Origin of the sequence: Levilactobacillus namurensis DSM 19117 (assembly GCF_001434785.1) — a bacterium.
In the GTDB taxonomy this organism is placed as follows: domain Bacteria; phylum Bacillota; class Bacilli; order Lactobacillales; family Lactobacillaceae; genus Levilactobacillus; species Levilactobacillus namurensis.
Genome location: NZ_AZDT01000063.1, coordinates 43728 through 66007, shown reverse-complemented (window position 1 = coordinate 66007; position 22280 = coordinate 43728). Strand labels below are relative to the sequence as shown.

Sequence of the window (22280 nt, the reverse complement as noted above, 5' to 3'; positions counted from 1 at the left end):
TTCAAGTCACCGTTATTAGTCATGGTCAATAAATTCGCGAGAACTGAAAACTTCCGCCCAACCAGGGAAATTGTCCTGGAGTGGGCGGAAGTTTTTTGGTGTTTAAGGTGGGGGGTGGCGGTCTACGTATTATCCTTGGCGATGGTCAACTTTGCCAAAGCGTATAGGATAATTAAAAAGACTACTTCCGCAAAGAAGTAGTCCCCCAATAATACCGCACTAGGCTTGCGAACTTGTGGCGGCCGGCGCAACGGTCGTCACTTTTTATATACTTGAGTATACGACAATCGTTGATTTGATTCAATAGATCTGGATTGGTGATGACTAGCACCAAGTACCTTAAGCCAGGTGAATCAAGGCCACGCCTGTAATCATGATGATGAGACCCAGAATTTGAACCGGGGTGATTGGGTTACGGGGACTGCCCAACCAGCCAAAGTGGTCGATCAAGAGGCTCCCGGTCATTAGGCCGACCAGGACGATGACCACGGTCAACCCCGTGCCGACGACGGGAACTAAGTAGACGTTTCCCAGCACGTACAGGGCGCCGATGATGCCGCCCAGCCACATCCACCAGGGGTTAGTCTGCCCCTGGGGATGGCGCAGTTGTAGGGGCGACCGCAAGCCTAAGTTTAAGAGCAATAGGGCTAGGGTACCCACCAAAAAGGATACGAAGGCGGCGTTCAATGACGAGGCTAAGACTTTCCCTAGGTGGCCGTTGATGGCGGATTGGGCGGCGCTCAGCATGCCGACTAGCACCCCTAGTAGGCGCCAAGGCCATAACCCGTTGCCGGGAACCGTGGTCCGATCGTAAGTCTTCCGGGTCAGGAACCAGGCCCCTACGGCGACCGTGGTGATAACGCCAACTAGGACCAGTAACGCGCCCACCAGCCGAATCGGTGTCAATGGGCTGACCTTAGCGTGGAACCAGCCGTAGTTGTCGATCAGAAGGCCCATCAGAATCTGGCCGAAGACTGGCAGAATCACGGTCTGGACGCTTCCTAGTTTAGGGAAGAGCAGGATGTTGGCGGTCAGGTACAGGACGCCGAAGATACCGCCAATCCAGAGCCAGGCGGGCTGGGTCTGAAAGAGCTGGGGGCTAAAGAGGAGGTGGTGGTCGACGATTAGCGTGGTCCCAGCCAGGAAAAGCGTGCCGATGGTAAAGGAAATCAGGGACGCCAAGAATGGGGTCCCCACGGCCCGGCGTAACCGGGAATTAACACTAGTTTGGATGGGGAGGCCGATACCGATGGCGACCCCGATGAGTATGGCAAACACAAAAACGTCTCCTTCCCATGTGGGTTTACTCTTAAGTAAACACCTAATGGTCCGGAGACGGGACAAATTAGCTCACTTGTTTAAGTGGTCGGACTTAGAAGTCGTTGGGATCGGCGGCCAAGGGCTGATAGGCGTCCATGTCGGCGTCACGGTAGTCCCACCATTCATTGTCGTAGCCCACGAACCCGGCCTGGGTCATGGCTTGATCGAGCAACTGGTAGTGGGCTTCCTGGGTGGGCGTCCGGGGGAACGTGCGGTGGGCCCGTTCGGAGAAGTCGTCGAAGGCGCTTTGCATCTCGAGTTCGCGGCCGGCCTGGTCACACAGGGTCAGGTCGAAGGTCACGCCCTTTTGATGGGAGAAGTTCGGGTTGGGTGGGGCCACGAAGCTGGGATCGGGGTAGACGTCAAAGAGCCGCTTTTGAGCGGTCACCGGCCGGTAAGCGTCCCAGACCTTGAGGCGGTAACCTTGGGTTCGTAGGGCAGCGCTGGCCCGAGCCAGTTTCTCGGCGGTCCCGGTACGGGCAATCGCCGTGGTGAAGTCATAGATCACTTGGTGAGTGAAGTTGTGAGTGGTCGCGTAACGCAGGTCCACGATGATGCTGGGGTCCAGCGTCTGAATGTTGGTGAAGCCAGTCTGGTCATGCATGGGAATCCCTCCTGTGTGTAAGTGCTTCCAGTATACCGGGAGGACAGCAGAAAGACAATCGAGGCACTACTTGAATAAAGTTATGCCACTCACGCAGAAAATTAATAGGTAGTGTCTACATGTTCTGGGCGTTTTTGACCATTTGTGCCATGACTCGGGCGACGGTATCTAAGTCCTTTTGGGGAATGTTCTGGGTTACGGTATCCTGAAAGGCGTCGGCAATCGGTAGACTACTAGTTAAGCGGCGACGTCCGGTGTCGGTGAGCTCAAGTAATCGTTCGCGCTTGTCGCGTTGGCTGGGCGTGATGGTGATTAGAGCATCTTGGCTTAATTGACCAACGATTTTGACCATACTGGGGCCGGTAATCCCAACCATTTCTGCTAAATCGTGTTGATTGATTCGGGGTTGCTGTTGAATATAGTACAGAGCCATCCAGGCGCTTTTGGCAAGTCCGGTTGGTGTCAGTGCTTGATTGAACTTAGTGGAAAACAGCTTGCTGCTGCGGGTGGTGATAAACATCATGCAACTGGCTAAGTCGAATTGTGGTGTTGCCATTTAAATCACCTACTTTAGTTTTTAATCAATTATAACATGGACTAGCCGTATAGATAGTTAGCTAACTATTGATTTTGCAAGCAATCATTGTATAATATAAATGTAAGCGCTTATAAAATACGGGTTAAAGGAAGTTAATCTAATGAGAAGATATCATGCTTCAGCTAGAAAGATGGCTAAAGGATTACAAGTTGATGTCCATACGCGAGGAATCCACGAGAGATTGGATGAACCCAAGAGCGGTGGGGGAACAAATACGGGGATGAACCCGGTTGAGATGGAACTGTGCTCGCTGGGAACATCATTGCAGGAAACGGCAGCGCGACTAGCAGCAGATCAGACCTTCAGCTACCAGAAAATGACGGTCAACCTAGAAGGTGATTTGGACCCAGCTGGGTTTACGGGGAAGGATCCGAATGTCCGGAATGGCTTCCAGGAGATTCGCTTGGCCCTGGATTTTGAGACTCAGGCCACCCAGGCCGAATGTGAAGCGTTTGCCGACCGGGTTGAAGCGGCTTGCCCGATGGCGCAGATGTTGCGTCACGGCGTAAAGGTTAGCGTTGATAAAGTTGAAGTAGTTTAGGGGGCAATAGTGATGTCAATTGATACTTATAAGGTTAAAGTTACGGGCTCAGCGACGTCGGATCGGTATCAGGCAAGTGTGCGTGATTTCTCGCTAGAGTTGGCACCAAATTCGACACAGGTGGCTAACGCTTACGAGGCGATTTTGGAGGCGCTAGGTGGTTGTGAATCCATTGTGATGGGGTCTTTCTATAGAAAACAGAAGTTCACTTACCGTAGCTTCTATCTCACTTTGGAGGGACTTCAAGAAGCTCCGATGCAGGGGTTGAGCGAAATCAAGGTGGGCGTTCACTTCGACACGTCTGAGAACAAAAAAGCTTGTACCGATTTTGTTGAATTTGCTGAAGGAACCTGCCCAGTAATGGACAACTTGACGAACACGGTGCCAATTAAACGAACTGCGGTTACGATTAAGCATTAGACAAAACAAGTAAGCAATCACCACTGATGATGGGCGGTCGCTTACTTGTTTTTTGGTCGTTAGAACGATTATTTAATGGATTCGACGTGGTCCTGAGCGTAGACTCCAATGTCGGCGATGTGGACGGTTCCGGCGTGGTGCTTGCCGTTGACCGTCAAGAGACCGATCTTGTTGTAGGCCATGGTCGTGGTCGAATCGGCGACCACTGCCACGCCTAGAGTCGCGCCGGTATCGGCGTTGATCCCCGATGGGACGTCGATGGCAACGGTGCTGGCGTCCGTGGCGTTGATCGCGTTGATGGCCGCCGCAAAATCACCGGTGACCTCGCGACTCAAGCCCACGCCGAAGATGGCGTCGATGATGGTGGTCGCGTTGATCACGTCATTGAGTTCCGTGGTGAACGGAATCTGGTAGTAACGGGCAATCTTTAATTGTTGCTGGGTCTGCTCGGAGGCCTTGTCAGGGTTCCCCAACAGGTAGATGGACACGTTAATGCCACGAATCTTTAAGAGGCGCGCGACCGCGATGCCGTCACCACCGTTGTTCCCGGTAGCTGCGACGACCACGACGCGGGTCAGGTCGTAGTCGTCATTTAAGAGGTTGTTGAAAGTCGCGAGGGCGGCGCGTTCCATTAAGACCATGGACGGGATGCCGATGTCGTTGATGGTGTGGGCGTCGTAGCGTTGGGCTTGGGCAATCGTAATGGCTTTACTCATGAGAATTCCCTCCTTGAATCTAAATCTTGAATCGGTAGTTGCCTTACAGATCATCGAACGGGTGATCGAAGTTTAAGACTTGCACCGACAGTTGTTGGAGCTGCTCGGTCAAGGTTTGAAAGTCAACGGGTGCATCATTCGGCGTCACGTGTTGCCACCAGTGGTGCAGGACCTCGATGGCCCGGGTAACCAGCTGTTTGCCTTTAGTGGTCAGGGCCAGTTGCTTATTGCGCCTTTCGGCGGGGTCATCCGTCTTGACCAGTAGGGAGAGGTGGACCAGGTGGCGGACCATCCGGGTCATCAACCCCTCATCCACCGCAAGCGTGCGCGCGGCCATTCGCTGATTGATGGGGCTGGCCTCGGATACCAACACCAGGAGATAGAACTCGGTGATGTTGATGGGTACCTGGTCAGCCTCCAGAATCTGGTTCATGTCGCGCTGAAATTGGCGGTGGAGGATTGCTAAGTTGGTGGTAAAGTCGAGAATATAGTCTTCCATCGTAGCCCCTCCTTGAAGCGTTATGCTCATCTCCTAGTTTACACCAGATGGGCGGGAAGGATAATGATTCGTCTCATAGGTTTCGGAAGTCGGAAGTGATAGAATAATTGTAAAACAAACTTTAGGGGGCACCAACGTGTTTATTCAAATTCCAACCGATATGGACGAAGTCGCCATGCGCCAACTACAATTGAAGAAAATGGGCGATGATCGCTCAGAAGATGCCATCATCCAGCAGGCCGTCTTGGATACCTTTCAGGCGTTCTTAGACCAGATTGAAGACGGCCACTACGATACTGCGAGCTGGCAGGGGAACGACTTAATCGTGACCGACATTCTGGGGCATCAGACCGCCACGATCAAACCACAGGGACAGTCACTGATCGAAGATTTTCGGCAAAGTGCCGACCAGACCCAGCAGTACCTACAAGACCAAGCCATCGAGGCTGCGGGGTCGCGCTAGGGGGCTGTACTCGTTTTGACATGACTTCAGGAAGGGGTGTTTCCGGATGGAACAGGAATCGTTGTTTAGGAACCCCCAGCAGGAGCCCTTGGCCAGTCGGGTTCGGCCGCGGACCTTGGACGAGTTCGTGGGCCAGACCCACCTGCTAGGCGCCGGAAAGATTTTGCGGGAGCTGATTGAAAATGACCAGATCTCCTCGATGATCTTCTGGGGGCCACCGGGTGTTGGGAAAACCACGCTGGCGGAAATCATTGCCCACCAGAGTCAGGCCAGCTTCCTGCGCTTCAGTGCCGTGGACAGTTCAATCAGTCAGATCAAAAAGATCATGCGGCAAGCCGAAGCTGACCGGGAAATGGGGGAACGGACGCTGGTCTTCGTGGACGAAATCCACCGTTTCAACAAGGCCCAGCAAGACGCCTTTCTGCCTTACGTGGAACGCGGCAGCATCACCCTGATTGGGGCGACTACCGAGAACCCCTCGTTTGAGATCAACTCGGCGTTGTTGTCGCGGTGTAAGGTCTTCGTCTTAAAGGCTCTGACCACCGACGACATTGAACAGTTGTTGACCAACGCGATTGCCAGTCCCAACGGGTTTCCCCAGACCCAGGTGACCTTAGAACCCGATACCTTGCGGGCCATCGCGGAGTTCGCCAACGGGGATGCCCGGACGGCGTTGAACACGCTGGAGATGGCGGTGCTTAACGGCGATAAGCAGGGCGACCAGGTCAAGGTGACGATGAAGGACCTCAAGCAGTTGATCAGCCAGAAGTTCGTCCTCTACGACAAAACGGGGGAGGAACACTACAACATCATCTCGGCGTTGCACAAGTCGATGCGTAATAGTGACGCCGATGCGGCAATCTATTGGTTGGCGCGGATGCTGGAAGGCGGCGAGGATCCGCTGTACATTGCTCGGCGCCTGGTGCGTTTTGCCAGTGAGGACGTTGGGTTAGCGGACACCAATGCGTTGAATGTGGCCGTGAACGTCTTTCAGGCCTGTCAGTTCTTGGGGATGCCGGAATGCAACGTCCACTTGACGGAAGCCGTGACCTACTTGGCTCTGGCCCCCAAGTCTAACGCCATCTATAAGGCTTGGCAGGGGGCGGCTAAGGACGTTAAGGATAGTCGCGATGAGCCGGTTCCGCTGCAATTACGCAACGCGCCGACTAAGCTGATGAAGGACCTTGACTACGGGAAGCATTACCAGTACGCCCACGATACGCAGGATAAGTTGACCACCATGCAGACCATGCCGGACGCGTTGGTGGGCCACACTTACTATCACCCCACGGATGAAGGTCGCGAGAACCTCTTCAAGAAGCGGCTGGACTACGTGCGGCAGTGGCATCGGGACCATCCAGCACCGGGGCCGTCGAAATCCGCCGATAAATAAACGGATAAATTATTCACCATTCACCCTGGTTTTGCGTTAAACTAGAGAGTGAAAGGCGCCCTTAGTGTAATGGATAGCACATAAGATTTCGGTCCTTATGATCCGAGTTCGACTCTCGGGGGGCGCATTTAAATTGCGATAATGAGCGATAAACGTTGAGATGACGCCAGTTAGAGCTGGCGCTTTTTTTGTGAGAAAAGTCTGTTCAATGGTGGTTATCTAGCTCTTTTGAGTGGCCTGTTTCGTTCTACGGATTAGTTAGTGGATGACTAGTTGTAAGTTGGGAGATGTTCACTCATAATTAAACGGTTGCCTACCTGCACTAGCAATAGTGAGGAGGTGTAGTAATGTTCACATCTTTTTTCGCCCCGCTTGCGGTTGGACTCTTAGTAACCTTGTTTACGGACTGGTTAGATCGTAGACGCCACAAGTAAAATTCTAATAGGCAACACCCTAACCCACCCGTTTAGTGATATAAACGTATAAAAAAGGCCCCGACTACACCCATAGTCGGGGCCTTTGGTGTAGCAATGCTACATCTTTCTTCGCAAGGTTATTATAGCATGAATGGAAAATGGATACACGTTTATGATACATATATGGACGTGAAAACAAACACTACTGGCTTTTTATCGTCCATGTCATATTTGATGATGACACTAACGATAATTAACAATGTAATCGTTGATATGACAGAGACCTCAGGCGTTAAGGCCGGGCGTACTGATTCCCGCGAGATGCCCGGGTGGCGCCGCTGGATTGAGCCTTGGACTCCGATTCGTACGTGTAGTTGCCCGGATTGGTCACCTGTGAATAGTACTTGTCGCTGTCGGAGACGTAGACCATGCCGGATGCGGCCACGTGCCACTGGCCGGATTGCGTGGCAGAGTGGGTCGTGGTCCGTGTTTGATGGCTGGTGCTGTTCGCACTGGCGTTGCTGGAACTAGCATTAGTGGTGTGGCTGGATTGCCGGCTAGCTGAGGTGATGGGCTTGGCGTTGTTACTACCGGTGGTGTAGTTGAGCTTGATGCCCTCCGCCGAATTGATCACAGCGACTGCCGTGTTGAGCTGGCCATCCGACGACTTGATGTCCACGATGGAGCCGCGGGGGATGGTTTCACTGCGGTAGTAGAGGGGCGTGGTTTGGTACTTGATGGTATCACTGGTGTTGGGGTTAGCTTTCCAGTAGTCTTCCGCGGTTTCTTCGGCGTAGCGCATGCCACCATCCTGGTCTGCTCCGACGTTTTGGGGCCGGGTACCGGTGGTGAAGTTGTTAGCCGAGGTGTAGGACTTGGCGCCTAGTAGGCTATCACCGATGGAGTGGCTCCGGTTATAGAGGTAGCCGTGGTAGGTCCGACCGGTGAAGACGTAACTGATGGCGACTTTGGGATTTTCGGTGGGCCAGCCGCTAGGTTCTAGCGGACTACCTTGCCGGGAGCCCCGGGAGTTGGCGTATTCGCCGTAGGTTAAAACGGCGCGGGCGGTGCCGGCCCGGCCTTGAGAATCACTGGCAAAATGGTAATTGCCAGCCTTCAGGTTCTTGAAGCCGGTGGTGTGGGCCTTGCCCAGTTTCCAGTAATAGTTTTGAGTTGGTCCCGCTGATTCCTGGTTAGTATAACTGACCAGTTTTTTGAGCACCTGACTATTCCGAGACGTGGTGGTCTGGGATGTTGCGGTCGCGGTGGACTTAGTGGCGGGGTGCTTAGCGGTTTTGTGGGAAGCGGCCGCGTGTTTAGTGGCGCTGGTGGCGGACTTGCTGGACGAGTTGGCCATGTTGGCCTGGTCCGAGTGCGTCTTAGTGGTTGAATCGTCGCCACTCCCCCCGATGCCGATGAAGATGAACGCAAGCACTAAGGCAATCAGGGCGTTGCGTCCTTGGTGGTGCGGGTTACGGTGGCGGACTTTGTTGGTCACCCAGAGAATGCCGAGAATCATGGCAATGAGCAGACTGAGTCCCCCGATGAATGATGACATGAAAATTTCCTCCTCAGGAATACTAGTATTTGGATAGGTCAGCTAACTTGGAGATGAAACACGACCACTAAAGTTGGTTGATCACGTCATTAAGCATACCAGAAATTCTAGAATGAAAGAAATTGAGGGCGAAATTTAATCGGCAAGCAACGGAATTGATGCGGTATTAATTTGGGACTGCGGCTTAGTGTCTGATTTGCGCATTGACGAGACAGACTTGAATGCACAATTAGGCAACCGCTGGCGCCCTCGTCTAAATGACCGACATTCCAAAAAGCCCGCAACTACTTACGATAGTCGCGGACCTGGAAGAACATTATAGATTTGGGTTGGCTCTTTCCACAAACTGTTTAAAATTATTAGCGAATTTGAGTATTGAGAACCATGAAAGTTGACTTAAATGGGGTAACCGTCTATCCTTATATTACCTAAAAGGTAATTTCAGAATGACGGAGGATGGCATGGACGTTGTTTATAAGAATGGAACTGTAAAAAAGCAGTGCACTGAGTTAAGTCAGGCTAAAAGAGATTTTTCGGAAAAAGTTGCTAAGAAGCTATTGAAAATAGTTAACTTTTTAGACGCTGCAGATAATCTTGAATCCATTCTTAATAATCCAGTGCTTCATTTTCACGCGCTTAAAGGGAAGCTAAATGGGCTGTATGCGATAGACATTGATGGCAGAAGGGGCTCGTGTAGATTACTTGTTAGATTTGACGATTATCCTCAGGAGATGGTGTTTTCGAATTCAAAGTCCATCGAAATTATTCAGGTTACGGAGGTAAGTAAACATTATGAGTAAGGAAGTTGAATACAAGGACTTAATTGCTTTTCATCCGGGATCCTATGTTGAAGAAATTGTAGAGGACTTGAACATTACCCAGGCTGAGTTTGCCAAACGCTTAGATCTCTCGCCGAAAACAATTAGTAAACTAATTAGTGGTGAGGATGGTATCAGTGCTGTTACAGCAAATAAATTAGCCAAGCTCACTGGTATATCGTTACAAACGTGGATAAACTTGCAGGCAAACTATGATGCGAAAGTTGCTGAAATTAAGAATGCCAAAAATACGGATGAACGGCATGTATGTGATTTAATTGATATTAAATATTTAAAAGATAATCATTTTTTGAAAGACAAAAGATATTCGGCTAATGAGAAGATTCAAAAACTCAGAACTTTATTGAAGCTATCCGATTTAACTCAATTAACCGAGTTTAATTCAGCAGTTAGTTATCGTCGTTCTAGAGTAGCAAAGGATGAAAAATCAATAGTTTTATCAAATGTTATGCTGGAGTTGGCTACCAATAATGCTAGAAACATCACAACGAATAAGTACAGTAAATCTAAACTCCAAAAGGCACTTCCCAATATAAAAAAAATGAATTTAGAAGCTCCAGAGAGTTTTTATCAGAAGTTGAAAGATACTTTGCTAGATTGCGGGATTGTGTTAGAGGCTTTACCTCAAATGACGGGGGCAAGATTAAATGGTGCAACCAAGAAATTTAAAAATGGTAGTGTCTTACTGATGATTACAGATAGAAATAAAGCTTCGGATATATTTTGGTTTTCACTAATCCATGAATTAGGACATATTTATGACGAAGATTTTTATTCTAGTTATGATGATAGAGAACAGTACGAGGAAAAAGAGAATAAGGCAAATGCTTTCGCTTCTGAATTTTTTATTCCAAGTAAAAGTTATAAAGAATTCAAAGCTAGGGGAGATTATTCGGCTATTGCGATAAAACAATTTGCGGCCAAACTAGGAATTTTGCCGGGGATCGTTTTGGGAAGACTACAATCAGATGGAACTGTAGATTATAGAGCTTTAAACGCGTTAAAGACTAAATATAAGATAAACGTTAACGGAGGCGATTAAGTTAATACGATGATTAGATGATCGATACAATGCGGCTAATCATATCACTAGACTGGATGTAACGATGGCCCCTAGCCATCATGCGTCCTGAACGAAGTCAGATCAAAGGAGTCCCAATCGTGTATCTAAATGTCCTCCAAAAAGGCCGTGACCTCTTTCGCGACTATCCTAATGTACGTGAACCCGCGCAGGCCAAGCAAGCGGCATTGGCGAACCCGACTTTTTCTTGGCACGCCACAGCCCTACAGGTGCAACGCCAGCGCTTCGTCCTCTTGAACCACGATGCCAGTGCGTTGTGCGTGGTATTGAACGCCACCGCCACCGACCAGCCCCGGTTGGCCGACCAATTCTGGGATCAGCTGGCCCAGCAGTGGCCCCAGTACGGTCTACCAGCAGCGGACTTGGCGACTTACCGGCAAGCCGCGGGGGCGTGGCAGATCATGGCCCCCAGCGACCACCGACAAGTGCGGCGGTTAAGTGAACAGGGGATGTACGTGGATTTCCTGTGGCAGCAGGGGATTACGTCGCCGTTAGAAATGGCGTTACTGGTAGCCCAGACACCGCCGTTGGGGCGGCAATTACCGCGCCACCAGGTCGCCACCATCGCAACGGATTTGGCACCGAGTCGGTTTCGTTGGCGTGAGTAGCGTTTGAAAAGTTTACCGGAGTAGCTCAGCGGGGCCGCTCCGGTTTTAATTTGGCAACTTTCTGGCGAATACGGCTTAAATCAGCGTCGCCTGGGGCTTAAAAGTGGTAATCTGAAAGACAATCAATCCCATGTGATAGAAGGTTTAGCTGTGAAAAAATCATTCAGTTATCTTTTAGTGGTCCTAACGGCGGTGGTGGTCTTACTGGCCGGCGTCTTCCTGGTCTCGCAACAGCACCTCGCGAACACCACGACCCGAACGGCGAAGGTCAAGCCGTCCCGGCCCAAGCAGACCGTGACGCCATTGACCGCTGCGGCATTAACCAAGAATCCTAAACTCAAGTATGCCAGCGTCATCTATTACGGGATCCACTACTCCAAGATTCAACGGTGGCAGGAAGCTTCTAATGTCAAACGGGGCTGGCAGGTTCAGCTAGACCGGGTTCAAGGGACCACGCGGTATTCGGTGTGGCCGGACCAGCACATCCAGGCCAGTCACAAGAATTTAGAGCCCAACTGGTTTACACTGAGCGGTCGGCAGGTGACCTACCATAGCTTTATCGTTCACTCGAACGGTGACTATACGGTCTTAAAAGTCTCGCAGGCACAGCTTTTAAAGCGGATCAATCATGATCAGGCCGGCCAGCGGGTTCGCAAAATGCTGGTTCGATTAAGCGTCTTGGATGAACGCTGAACGACCGATTTTCAGTGAAAAGGGCTGGTATTGGTTTTCTAACTGTTCTATCATCATTAGTAGCGGAACAACGCGACGACAAGACAGATAGGGGGGCCCAACCATGCAGGGCGATTACTTAGACCAGCGGCTGATTGGCCGTCAATTTACCATATCCGCCACCGATTTAAGCGTCGGGGCGACCTTTTACGGCATCCTGTACCACCTGAATGCCACTCAAGACTTACGGGTGGGGGATGTCGTGGAAGTGATTCACGCGGACCAGCACGGCTTGACCGTCCGCGTTGTGACTGCTGATTAGGAGGGGATTCAGATGTGGGGAGCTATGTTAGGATTACTAATCCTACTAATTATTATTTTGGGCTTACTGTTATCGGTGAAGATTATTACGCAGCCTGACCGGGGCGTGGTGATCACCTTAGGGAAGTACAACAAGACGTTAACGCCGGGGATTCACCTGATTGCGCCGTTTATTTCGCACGTGATTCGGGTCAGCACGGCCCAGACGCCGGTCGACTTGGACGAACAAGTGGTGATTACCAAGGATAACGCGGAGATTTCCGTGAAGATTTCGCTGAAATACCACGTGACCAATATCGAAGACTTCGTGTTTAAGAACGAGGATTCGGTACGTAGTATGACCCAGGATACCCGGGCGTCCTTGCGGGGCATTATCGGGAATAAGGAATTAAACGAGGTTCTGAACGGGACCGAAGAGATCAACCGGGCCTTGTTCGCGGGGCTATCGGACGTCACGGCGGGATACGGGCTCAACGTGGACCGGGTTAACATCGACTCCGTTAACCCGTCGCGGGATATCCAGGACTCGATGAACAAGCTCTTGAAGGCCACCCGGGAACGGGACGCGGCGATTGCGACCGCCCAAGGGAAGAGTAAGTCGATCACACTGGAGAACGAGGCCAATAACCAGGCCCTGTTAGCCACCAACCAGGCCCAAAACACGGCGCTGGTGAATTCGGCGACGGCCAAGGCAACGGCGATCCATACCGAAGCGGATGCGGATGCTTACCGAATCGGAAAGCTGAACGCGGCGTTGAGTGTGTCTTCGCAGAACTACTTTATTTCGCAAAACATCGCGGCCTTCAAGGAACTGGCCAACAGCGACGCCAATACGGTGGTCATGCCCAATACCGCCATCGACAGTTTAGGCGCCGTACCAGCCTTTGCGGAGGCGTTTAAGGCGACGAAATCGGCTAAGTAAAGTGTTGGCTGGCAGCGGCTGTGATGGCCCTTCGCCTTACCGGGTGCCCAGACAGGGCTGGAACGCCGTGGGCACAACTTCGAGCCACAGAGCGGTCTCGAAGATTGGCCTGATTCTAAGTCGGCTGAGAAACGCCAACTAAGAATCATTTCACGGCTGAGCCCTGTCTGTGCGCCCTCACGGCTGATGCGAGCGCTAAATTGTGCATACGTTTTGTCATTATTGGTTCAAGTGTGACGCTGTACGATATTATGAAGTTAAATGGACAACCTTCAAAAGTCGAGGGTTGTCCATTTTTTAATCGGAGTTTGTAGAGACTAACGTCAAGAGAAAGTAGCTAATTCATCTATAAAGCTATCGCTAACGGAGGGGAAATTTGATAAACTATTTTTCGTATCAATAATATATAATCATTACATATGGGAGAGTTAAGATGAAAAAGAGAATTTTACGTGGGTTATTAGTAGGAACGGTTGCAGTGGTGGTGGGGAGTTCTGCGGAACCCTTATTAGGGATGGTAACGCAACGTGAGGCAATTGTAACGGCTCAAGCTAGTGGAGTAACCAGTATTTCTCAAAGTCAGTTTACTTCTGATATTGAGATTTTGCGTGAAGCTGTGCGGACTAGTAGTGACTATATTCGTGACCGAATGGATATTGGGACGATTAACAATATTCGGGATGCGGGAATTGACGCTTATGCGGATGGCGACCGGGATAGTTTGACGTTTACGGGGACCTTTGAAGACTACAGCTATTCATTAGGGTTAGAAGACACTAATATTGAGTTCAATCAGGACCGTCAAGGCATTTTAGTTCTGTACCGTTACTTCCAAGACCGCTTCTCGGCTAGTGATAACGCTACTTTGAAACGTGATTTAATTGCGGTCGATCGTGATGAAGATTGGGAAGACCAAGCGCAGGGGATGGCGTTGTTTGCGGATGACTTGGCGGGAGCTTTCAATAATTACGCGCAAGACTTGGTTCGGTTTACGGAAGACATCGTTCCTGAACCGGTAGCACCAATCCCCGCACCTAAGCCGGATAAGCCGGTTAAATTCAAGAAACTGACGGTAAGCCGCTACCGCCGCAACGCTAAGAAGTTAACGGTCAAACATGCCCCAAAAGGGGCCCGGGTAGTCATCAAGAACCAAAAGCACAAGGTGGTTAAGCGATTGACCCTGACCAAGAAGGGAAAGGTCACGATTCGGTTGAGTAAGGCACAGGTCAAGAAGCTCAACAAGGTCAATAAGAAGTTTACCCTGGTGGTGGTAGCTAAGCATCACCGGACCTATACGGTAAACGCAACGATTAAATAACTAAAAATGAGATTTCGATGAAAAACGGTCTTGCATTTCTCATAATCTCTGCTTATAATAGCAACCAATACTTAAAAAAACGTTGAAGAAAAAAGTAGCGCTGCCGGCGATGCCCAGTGAGTCACGTGAAATGCGAAGTGACCATCTAGGCGGTGCGAAAATCATTTCTGAGTTCGGTGCTGAATTTGTAGGTTACCGTGGCAGCCACCATTACCAGGCTAGCGGATGTTGGTCCGTGATGAGTGTGACGTCGTTGGACGCCACAAAAAGGTGGTACCGTTCTACTGAAACTAGTGAGAGCCCTTTTCCCGTTGATGGGAGAAGGGCTCTTTTTGACGTTTAGAGGTTAATTTTAAGGAGGAATCAAGATGGAACAGACAAAACAGACGCGATGGCAATTATTAGTGGTGAGTTCGTTGATTTTCGGCATGTTCTTTGGTTCCGGTAACTTGATTTTTCCGGTCCACCTGGGGCAATTAGCCGGCCAGCACTGGTTCACGGCAGCGTTAGGCTTCGCCGTGTCGGGATCGTTATTTCCCTTACTGGCAATTCTAGCGGTGGTGGTCACCCAAAGTGATGGTCTCTATGACCTGGCTAAGCCGGTGGGGCGCCATTATGCGGCCTTCTTCTTGGTCCTAGTTCACCTGACCATCGGCCCGTTCTTCGGGACACCCCGGACTGCTGCGACGGCTTACCAGATGGCCGCCGAACCGTTCTTGCCTCAGCGATGGACCACGTTGGGCCAGTGGGTGTTTACCGCAGTCTTCTTCGGGTTAGCTTACCTGATTGCGACCCATCAAAACAGTCTGATTAAATGGGTCGGCAAGTACCTCAACGTCTGCTTCTTGGCATTACTGGCCATCATCTTCGTGGTGGCTTTCTGGCACCCCATGGGTGGCTTGGCGCACACGCCGACCGCAGCCTATCAGAGTGGTGCGACCATCAGCGGGTTGTTGGAAGGTTATAACACCATCGATGCCGTGGCGCTGTTGGCGTTAAGTGTCACCTTCGTTCACGCGGTGCGGGGATTAGGGTACCACGACCGGGAACTGACTAAGGTGACCGCCAAGGCGGGGGTCTTAGCCATCGTGGTCGAAGTCTTAGTGTACTTCGGGTTGGTGCTATTAGGCGCCTTTAGTCTAGGGCAGTTGACGCTGTCAGCTAATGGTGGGGTCGCGTTATCCCAGATTGTGGGCCACTACTTCAGTCGCTTTGGGACGGCGTTCTTAGGCGTCTTGGTCACGTTGGGGGTCTTCACCACGGCATTGGGTCTGGTGACCTCGTTTGCCCAGGACTTCCATAAGTTGTTCCCGAAAGTCAGTTACCTGACCTGGTTACGGATCACCACGGTGGCTTCGTTCGTGGTGGCCAACGCCGGGTTGGATAACATCATCGCCTGGTCGTTACCGGTCTTGATGCTGCTGTACCCGTTGTCCTTGGCGTTGATCCTAGTTTCCCTGACGGTGGCCAAATGGGCCTACGCGGGAGTGGTCTACAAGGCCACGATTGCCTTCACGGCGGTGCCCGCCATCCTAGATCTGTTGGCGAACTCGCCAGCCGTCGTGACCACTTGGGGCCCGGTCGCCCGGGTCTTACACCTCTACCACACCTACGTGCCCTTGGCGAGCCTGGGCTTAGGCTGGTTGGTGCCGACCCTAGTAGGCTTTGCCTTGGGCCTGGGTTGGGGGTACTGGCGGTTAGTCGTCGAGCGCAATACGCAGGAGGCTTAGAGTCGGTTGATCCAGTCGTCTAGTTGCCGCATCCGGGTCGCTAAGTAGCTGGGGAGTGCCAGGTTCGTCTTTTGAATCACCTGTTGTTGCGCCCAGATCATCAGGGCAGCTTCGATCAACGTACTGTGGCGGAGCTTCTTGAGATTTTCTTGCCGGTAGGTCTGCTGCAGGCGGACCCGCACTTCCTTGGTGAGTTCGGGTTCTAAGTATTTATCGTACACTCCGGGATTAAAGCCCTCGGGGTGGTCACAAGCAACGGTCCAGACCAACATTTGGAGCAGTTGGGGCCGGACGTGTTGCGCATTCATTTCACTAGCGTAGAGAAATTGTTTACGGGCCAAGCCCTTGGCCACGTTGCCCACGCACCAGTAGAATTCGTTTAGAACGGCGTTGAACGCAGCTTGGGTGGGGGCAAATTGCCGGTGACTGTGGTCATCGGTTGGCCGGGAGGTGAGCGCCGGATCCTGGGCCCACACGATGGTGTTGAGCGAGTCATTTTTCAGGTAGGGGGACAGGTCGGCCATGGGGGCAATCTTGAGGTCGATGCGCGTGGAGTTCACGAACTGGACCAAAAAGATGCGCCATTGGTTCGAGTGGGTGCCGAACAGATTGCTATGTTCGGTGTGCTGGCAGATACTGGGTTGCCCGAACTCGGTGACCCACGTGGTGAAGTCGAACGCGGTTGGGTCGGCGACAAAGTAGGTCACGTCGATATCCTGCCAGCTATCTGAACCGGTGGCGGTATCGTTGACCGACCCCTCGGTGCCCACGGCTTGGATGAAGGTGTGATTTTGGGCATAATTAATGAGATGAGTTAAGATTTCAGACATCAAAGATCACTCCAATTTCTCTAAACTAAGCAGTTAAACAATGGGGGTAAATGATTCACCCTAATAGGTTGATACCCATCAACATTATATGACTTGTCCGAATTGATAGCGAGAACTTGTCTCGAAAAAATGTTAAGAGGTTGGGCTATTGAGACAATGGGAGTAGGGGGCCTAATTGCGCGCGCCGGTTGGACGAGCAGCAATAAATTATTGATTGTCACGGGAACCAGCCTGCTGAAAATGGGGGCTGGTTTTTGGGTTGCCGGTCTCCTGTTAGTGGCCCAACCCCACTTTAATGGGGGAAGTTTGAACGGAAATCGGAAAAACGGTTGAATTTTTAGAGCGGGAGGACGATACTAGGGTTAGTTGGTTCGCCCAACCATCGTCGCAGAACTGCAATCGCTTTCAATCGAGGCTCGGTCCCGGTTGCTGGAGAATGAAGTTAGTTGGGATTTTGGCGGGGGCGCACCAACGGATTAAAGGAGGGAATGCGTATGGTTCGTCGCAGTATGAATCGTAATCAGTTGCACGACCAGAATCTCAAGCTGGTCCTACAACAAATTTTTAACAACCATCCAACCTCCCGTATCGAAATTTCTCACCAGTTAAACTTGAACAAATCCACGGTCTCCTCACTCTACAACACCCTGATGGCCGATGGGTACCTGTCCGAGCTGGGATTAGGGGATGCTTCGACGGCGGGGGGCCGCAAACCAACGTTAGTCGCAATCAATCAAGACTACGGCTACACGTTGACGTTTGACCTAGGCTACCGCCATCTTCACGCGTTAGCCACCAACTTGAACGGGCACATCTGGCAGTATGACCGCATTGACACTAAGGGTCAGACCATCCACGACATGATCGACCGGATCAACCAGTACATCGCTCAGCTCCAGGAGACCGATACCACCAGCCACGGCTTGCTGGGCATCTGTTTCTCGATTCACGGAATCGTGAACCAGAATCGGGTGCAGACCTCGCCGTTTATCGACATGGACGGGGTGGACCTGGAACAGGTCTTTAGTGACCGTTACCAGGTTCCCGTGGTGCTGGAAAACGAAGCCAACCTGTCGGCCATCTATGAGCGCGACTTTAACGGCGCTCGGCAGCTCAACAGTACCGTCACCATCAGTATTCATCGAGGAATCGGGGCCGGGGTCATTCTGCACCGCGACCTGTTCCGCGGGGAACACGGGGATGCTGGCGAAATCGGGCAGACGATTCTGAACGTGACCACTAATGACCAGGGCCGGTTGACGCCGATTCGGGCCGAAGAGATTAGTTCCGAAGACGCCATCATTCGCCAAGTCGAAGAGCAGAAGGGCCTGGATAACTTAGACAGGTCCGACATTGTGCGCCTGTACCGCGACCACGATACGGATCTGGCGGTGATTCTCCAACGGGCCACGATTGCCATCAGCAGTCTGATCTACAACACCATGCGGACCCTCGATCCTGACGCGTTCTTCTTGAACTCGCCGCTGATCGAAGAGTTGCCGGACCTGCTGACCCAGATTCGGGCGGGCTACCAGAAGTTGGCCCAAAACGACGTGACCATCGACCTGACCACCAACGCGCGGTTGGCGACGGTCCTGGGAGGCTGTTCCCTGATTACCCATAAGGCCTTAGCCTTGGACGGGTACGAATTAACCTTTGAACGGCCAGAAACGTCAACGCCGACGGAACAGTAAACGGCATTCGGGCCGACTGGTAGCGCTAGTCAGCGCCTTACCGAGCACCCAGATAGGGCTGGAATGCCGTGGGCGCCACTTCGAGCTTGAAGCTGGGCCTTTGACTAGGGCGATTTCTGAGTTATCGTGGTTAGTCAATTAAGCAGTCTGCGCAACTGGCGAATTGGTGTGGCGAAAATCAGCTCACTTTATATAGAAGAAACGCGTTCGGCGGTCCCTCATTAACGGGGGACCGCCTTTTTGAACTGGGTTTAAAATTTGAAAAACCAGGGAGGACCGGTCCGGCTTACGGCCAGTTGGGGTTAGCGGGGGCGCGTGTGAAACCGGATACAAAAAGTTGAACTTTTTGCCCGAAAACGCTTGCACCAAAAAAGAACCCGTGTATAATAAGATTTGTAAGTTGGTTGTAACAACGAACTAACCCAAAGGAGCTAAATTAATTATGACTGAAGAATATTGGAAAGGCGTCGACAAGATTCAATACGTCGGCCACAGCGACAAAAAATCAGGTTTAGGTTTTCAATACTACAATCCAGACGAAGTTATCGGCGGCAAGAAGATGCGCGACTGGTTACGGTTCGCCGTTGCCTACTGGCACACCTTTGACCAACGCTTAGTTGACCCATTCGGTGACGGGACTGCGCAACGTCCTTACGACAAGTACACCGACCCAATGGACTTAGCTTTAGCTAAGGTTGACGCAGCGTTCGAATTCTACGACAAGTTGGGCGTTGACTACCTGTGCTTCCACGACCGCGACTTGGCACCTGAAGGCGACACTTTACGTGAAACCAACAAGAACCTGGACAAGGTCGTTGACAAGATCGTTGACTACCAAAAGACTTCTGGCATGAAGGTTCTTTGGAACACGTCAAACATGTTCACCAACCCACGCTTCGTTGAAGGGGCCGCAACGTCACCATACGCTGACATCTACGCTTACTGTGCCGCTCAATTGAAGCACAGCCTGGAAATTGGTAAGCGGGTTGGCTCTGAAAACTATGTCTTCTGGGGTGGCCGTGAAGGTTACGAATCACTCTGGAACACTAACATGAAGGAAGAACAAGAACACGCAGCGAAGTTCTTCCACATGGCTAAGGACTACGCAAACGAAATTGGCTTTGACGCACAAATGTTGCTCGAACCAAAGCCAAAGGAACCAACTACGTTCCAATACGACTTCGATGCCGCAACTACGATTGCCTTCATGAAGGAATACGGTCTGGACAAAGACTTCAAGTTGAACTTGGAAGGTAACCACGCCAACTTGGCTGGTCACACTTACCAACACGAAATCCGCGTTGCCCGTGAAGCTGGCCTCTTAGGTTCTCTGGATGCCAACCAAGGTGACAAGTTGATCGGCTGGGATATCGATGAATACCCATCCAACTTGTACGAAACGACGGCTGCAATGTACGAAGTCGTTGAAAACGGCTCAATCGGCCCTCGCGGTGGGTTGAACTTCGATGCTAAGCCTCGTCGTTCATCCTTCGAACCAAACGACCTGTTCTACGGCCACATCGTCGGCATGGACAGCTTCGCCGCTGGTTTGCGGGTTGCCGTTGCCATGAAGGAAGACGGCTTCTTAGACCAAATCAAGAAGGACCGTTACAGCTCATACGAATCCGGTATCGGTGCTGATATCGAAAGCGGCAAGGCTGACTTCAAGTCCCTTGAAAAGTACGCAATCGACAAGCCACAATCCGAATTGTTGGCCGCAACGCACTCCGACCACTTGGAAGAAATCAAAGACACCATCAACCACTACATCATCGACACGCTGAGCAAGTAATGCGGTGATCGCGGTTAACTGAACACACGAAAGATGGAGGATGGACGGAGGTCCGTTCTCCATTTTTCGTCAAAGAACCCCTGAATTTCGGGGGTTGAACCACCACAAGCACCCCGTGTGTGCTGCACGGGTCGAACCAGATTGCTCCGGACGCCTTTGGACTGGTCAGTCAGGAACAGAATGCGGTTTTCTCGTCGTCATGCTTGGGTATACGATCAACTTACAGGCTCTGCCACGAAGATGAGTGGTGCCGAGTCAGGACTGATCAGAAGGCGTACGGCTTAAACGGGCTTGTGGGGGTTCAGCTTCCGAAACGGGGACGTACGACGCATCGTCAGTGATTATCAGCAGGAGGGTTATACTAATGGGAAAGTATGTACTGGGGGTCGACCTAGGCACGAGTGCCGTTAAGGTCTCCGCCCTCGACCACAGCGGGCAGATTGTTGCCCAAGAAAGCTTCGGCTACGACTTGATTCAGAAGCAACCAGGCTATAATGAACAGAATCCAGAAGACTGGGTCTCCGGGACCACGGTCGCCATTGTGCGATTGATTCTAAACGACCACTTGGCAGCCGAAGACATTGAAGGATTGAGCTTCTCCGGGCAAATGCACGGGTTGGTCCTCTTGGACGAAAACAAGAAGGTCTTGCGGCCATCCATCCTCTGGAACGATACCCGGAGTACGCCACAACGGGAAGAAATCGAAGCCAAGATGGGCGACGAATTCGTCGACATCACGCGGAACCGGCCCCTGGAAGGCTTTACGCTGACCAAGCTGTTGTGGGTCAAGGAGAATGAACCGGACATCTGGGCTAAGGCCAAGTACTTTGTACTGCCCAAGGACTACGTGCGTTACCGGATGACCGGGAACCTGGCCATGGACTACTCCGACGCCACCGGGACGGTGCTGTTGGACGTGGCTAAGGGCGAATGGAGTCAACGAATCTGTGACGTCTTCGATATTCCGATGAGTATGTGCCCACCGTTGATCAAGTCGATCGACTTGGCGGGGACGGTTACGCCCGCTTACGCTGAATTCTCCGGGTTGACCACGGACACGAAGGTCTTTGGTGGGGCCGCCGATAACGCGGCCGGTGCCGTGGGGGCCGGAATCTTACAGCCTAACATGGTGCTCTCCAGCATTGGGACGTCTGGGGTGGTCTTGAAGTACGAAGACAACGCGGACGTCAACTATCACGGGGTCTTGCAGTTTGAAGACCACGCCATCCCAGACAAGTTCTACTCGATGGGCGTTACCCTGGCGGCGGGCTATTCGTTGAGCTGGTTCAAGAAGACCTTCGCACCAGTGGAAGACTTCACGGACTTTGTTTCCAGTGCTGCGAAGTCAACGGTCGGGGCTAATGGTTTACTCTACACGCCGTACATCGTGGGTGAACGGGCACCGTACGCGGATGCCGACATCCGGGGGAGCTTTACCGGGGTCGATGGGACGGACCAACGTCATGACTTTGTGCGGGCCGTGCTGGAAGGCATCACCTTTTCGTTCCGGGACATCTTCGACATCTACGAAGAAAATGGCGGCGACTTCGATACGGTAGTTTCCATTGGTGGTGGGGCCAAGAGCCCACTTTGGCTGCAGATTCAAGCCGACATCTTTAACCGTAAAGTCGTTAGCCTGAAGAACGAGCAGGGACCAGGCATGGGGGCCGCAATGATGGCCGCCACTGGACTGGGCTGGTTCGATTCACTGCAGGACTGTGCCAAGACCTTCGTCGACTTTGGGAAAGTCTACGAACCGAACCCAGAGAACGTTAAGAAGTACGCTGAATTACACCAGATCTACAAGCAGGTCTACGCGCAGACCAAGTCGATCAGTGCCCAACTGTTGGACTACCGGCGGAATAACCTGTAAAAAATCATCCAGATTAATTGTCAATTACCGGATTACAGTTATGTGACCCGGCTTTTGGCGTCTCGTGAAAAC

General features: G+C 51.7%; 23 protein-coding genes and 1 tRNA gene. 17 read left to right on the top strand and 7 right to left on the bottom strand.

What is annotated here, in order from left to right; genetic code table 11:
* Positions 1-339: 339 nt before the first annotated feature.
* The 3 genes from FD30_RS09630 to FD30_RS09620 all read right to left on the bottom strand — a co-directional run bounded on the left by FD30_RS09630 (position 340) and on the right by FD30_RS09620 (position 2480).
* Entirely contained in the window at positions 340-1278 is a 939-nt protein-coding gene (locus FD30_RS09630) for a DMT family transporter (RefSeq protein ID WP_056944847.1), read from the bottom strand.
* 94 nt (positions 1279-1372) lie between these two features.
* Entirely contained in the window at positions 1373-1924 is a 552-nt protein-coding gene (locus tag FD30_RS09625; RefSeq protein ID WP_056944846.1) for a M15 family metallopeptidase, read from the bottom strand.
* A gap of 115 nt (positions 1925-2039) precedes the next feature.
* Complete coding sequence (locus FD30_RS09620; RefSeq protein WP_056944845.1) at positions 2040-2480, bottom strand: MarR family winged helix-turn-helix transcriptional regulator; 441 nt, start codon at positions 2478-2480, stop codon at positions 2040-2042.
* 142 nt (positions 2481-2622) lie between these two features.
* On the opposite strand from FD30_RS09620, the gene FD30_RS09615 reads away from it, so the two are divergent.
* Positions 2623-3063 (top strand): OsmC family protein, encoded by a 441-nt coding sequence (locus tag FD30_RS09615; RefSeq protein ID WP_056944844.1) that lies wholly within the window; start codon positions 2623-2625, stop codon positions 3061-3063.
* A gap of 12 nt (positions 3064-3075) precedes the next feature.
* On the top strand, positions 3076-3483 hold the full coding sequence (locus FD30_RS09610; protein ID WP_056944843.1) for an OsmC family protein: 408 nt from the start codon (positions 3076-3078) through the stop codon (positions 3481-3483).
* A gap of 68 nt (positions 3484-3551) precedes the next feature.
* Here FD30_RS09610 and FD30_RS09605 read toward each other — a convergent pair whose 3' ends face one another.
* Positions 3552-4199 (bottom strand): NAD(P)H-hydrate epimerase, encoded by a 648-nt coding sequence (locus tag FD30_RS09605; protein ID WP_024747142.1) that lies wholly within the window; start codon positions 4197-4199, stop codon positions 3552-3554.
* 43 nt (positions 4200-4242) lie between these two features.
* Positions 4243-4698: a MarR family winged helix-turn-helix transcriptional regulator gene (locus FD30_RS09600; RefSeq protein ID WP_056944842.1), complete on the bottom strand. Its 456-nt coding sequence runs from the start codon at positions 4696-4698 to the stop codon at positions 4243-4245.
* A 136-nt stretch (positions 4699-4834) separates the two neighbouring features.
* Between FD30_RS09600 and FD30_RS09595 the strand changes: the two genes are divergently transcribed.
* From FD30_RS09595 to FD30_RS11895, 4 genes are all read left to right on the top strand, one after another.
* Positions 4835-5161 (top strand): hypothetical protein, encoded by a 327-nt coding sequence (locus FD30_RS09595; protein ID WP_056944841.1) that lies wholly within the window; start codon positions 4835-4837, stop codon positions 5159-5161.
* Between the two features lie 46 nt (positions 5162-5207).
* Entirely contained in the window at positions 5208-6554 is a 1347-nt protein-coding gene (locus FD30_RS09590) for a replication-associated recombination protein A (RefSeq protein ID WP_056944840.1), read from the top strand.
* A 55-nt stretch (positions 6555-6609) separates the two neighbouring features.
* Positions 6610-6681 (top strand) — tRNA-Arg (locus FD30_RS09585).
* Between the two features lie 220 nt (positions 6682-6901).
* Positions 6902-6988: a type I toxin-antitoxin system Fst family toxin gene (locus tag FD30_RS11895; protein WP_147000031.1), complete on the top strand. Its 87-nt coding sequence runs from the start codon at positions 6902-6904 to the stop codon at positions 6986-6988.
* Between the two features lie 274 nt (positions 6989-7262).
* Here FD30_RS11895 and FD30_RS09580 read toward each other — a convergent pair whose 3' ends face one another.
* Positions 7263-8528: a DNA/RNA non-specific endonuclease gene (locus FD30_RS09580; protein ID WP_056944839.1), complete on the bottom strand. Its 1266-nt coding sequence runs from the start codon at positions 8526-8528 to the stop codon at positions 7263-7265.
* 461 nt (positions 8529-8989) lie between these two features.
* On the opposite strand from FD30_RS09580, the gene FD30_RS09575 reads away from it, so the two are divergent.
* The 8 genes from FD30_RS09575 to brnQ all read left to right on the top strand — a co-directional run bounded on the left by FD30_RS09575 (position 8990) and on the right by brnQ (position 16019).
* On the top strand, positions 8990-9328 hold the full coding sequence (locus tag FD30_RS09575; protein ID WP_056944906.1) for a type II toxin-antitoxin system RelE/ParE family toxin: 339 nt from the start codon (positions 8990-8992) through the stop codon (positions 9326-9328).
* Entirely contained in the window at positions 9318-10409 is a 1092-nt protein-coding gene (locus FD30_RS09570) for a HigA family addiction module antitoxin (protein ID WP_056944838.1), read from the top strand. Before FD30_RS09575 ends, FD30_RS09570 begins: the two co-directional genes overlap by 11 nt.
* 80 nt (positions 10410-10489) lie before the next feature.
* A complete protein-coding gene (locus FD30_RS09565; protein ID WP_235803267.1) occupies positions 10490-11056 on the top strand; it encodes a DUF6933 domain-containing protein in 567 nt (188 codons plus the stop codon).
* A gap of 150 nt (positions 11057-11206) precedes the next feature.
* Positions 11207-11749, top strand: coding sequence for a hypothetical protein (locus FD30_RS09560; protein WP_056944836.1), 543 nt, complete (start codon positions 11207-11209; stop codon positions 11747-11749).
* A gap of 103 nt (positions 11750-11852) precedes the next feature.
* A complete protein-coding gene (locus FD30_RS09555) occupies positions 11853-12050 on the top strand; it encodes a hypothetical protein (protein ID WP_056944835.1) in 198 nt (65 codons plus the stop codon).
* A gap of 24 nt (positions 12051-12074) precedes the next feature.
* Positions 12075-12971 (top strand): SPFH domain-containing protein, encoded by an 897-nt coding sequence (locus FD30_RS09550; protein WP_382405011.1) that lies wholly within the window; start codon positions 12075-12077, stop codon positions 12969-12971.
* A gap of 433 nt (positions 12972-13404) precedes the next feature.
* Entirely contained in the window at positions 13405-14289 is an 885-nt protein-coding gene (locus tag FD30_RS09545) for a hypothetical protein (RefSeq protein ID WP_056944834.1), read from the top strand.
* Positions 14290-14657: 368 nt separating this feature from the next.
* On the top strand, positions 14658-16019 hold the full coding sequence (gene brnQ / locus FD30_RS09540) for a branched-chain amino acid transport system II carrier protein (protein WP_056944833.1): 1362 nt from the start codon (positions 14658-14660) through the stop codon (positions 16017-16019).
* Here brnQ and FD30_RS09535 read toward each other — a convergent pair.
* Entirely contained in the window at positions 16016-16849 is an 834-nt protein-coding gene (locus FD30_RS09535) for an aminoglycoside 6-adenylyltransferase (RefSeq protein ID WP_056944832.1), read from the bottom strand. The genes brnQ and FD30_RS09535 overlap by 4 nt on opposite strands.
* 494 nt (positions 16850-17343) lie before the next feature.
* Between FD30_RS09535 and FD30_RS09530 the strand changes: the two genes are divergently transcribed.
* The 3 genes from FD30_RS09530 to xylB all read left to right on the top strand — a co-directional run bounded on the left by FD30_RS09530 (position 17344) and on the right by xylB (position 22208).
* Positions 17344-18543, top strand: a complete 1200-nt coding sequence (locus tag FD30_RS09530; RefSeq protein WP_056944831.1) for an ROK family protein — start codon at positions 17344-17346, stop codon at positions 18541-18543.
* Positions 18544-18985: 442 nt separating this feature from the next.
* The gene (xylA, locus tag FD30_RS09525) at positions 18986-20335 is read left to right on the top strand and encodes a xylose isomerase (RefSeq protein ID WP_056944830.1); all 1350 of its coding nucleotides are present in this window, start codon (positions 18986-18988) and stop codon (positions 20333-20335) included.
* A 364-nt stretch (positions 20336-20699) separates the two neighbouring features.
* Complete coding sequence (gene xylB / locus FD30_RS09520; protein WP_056944829.1) at positions 20700-22208, top strand: xylulokinase; 1509 nt, start codon at positions 20700-20702, stop codon at positions 22206-22208.
* Positions 22209-22280 lie beyond the last annotated feature (72 nt).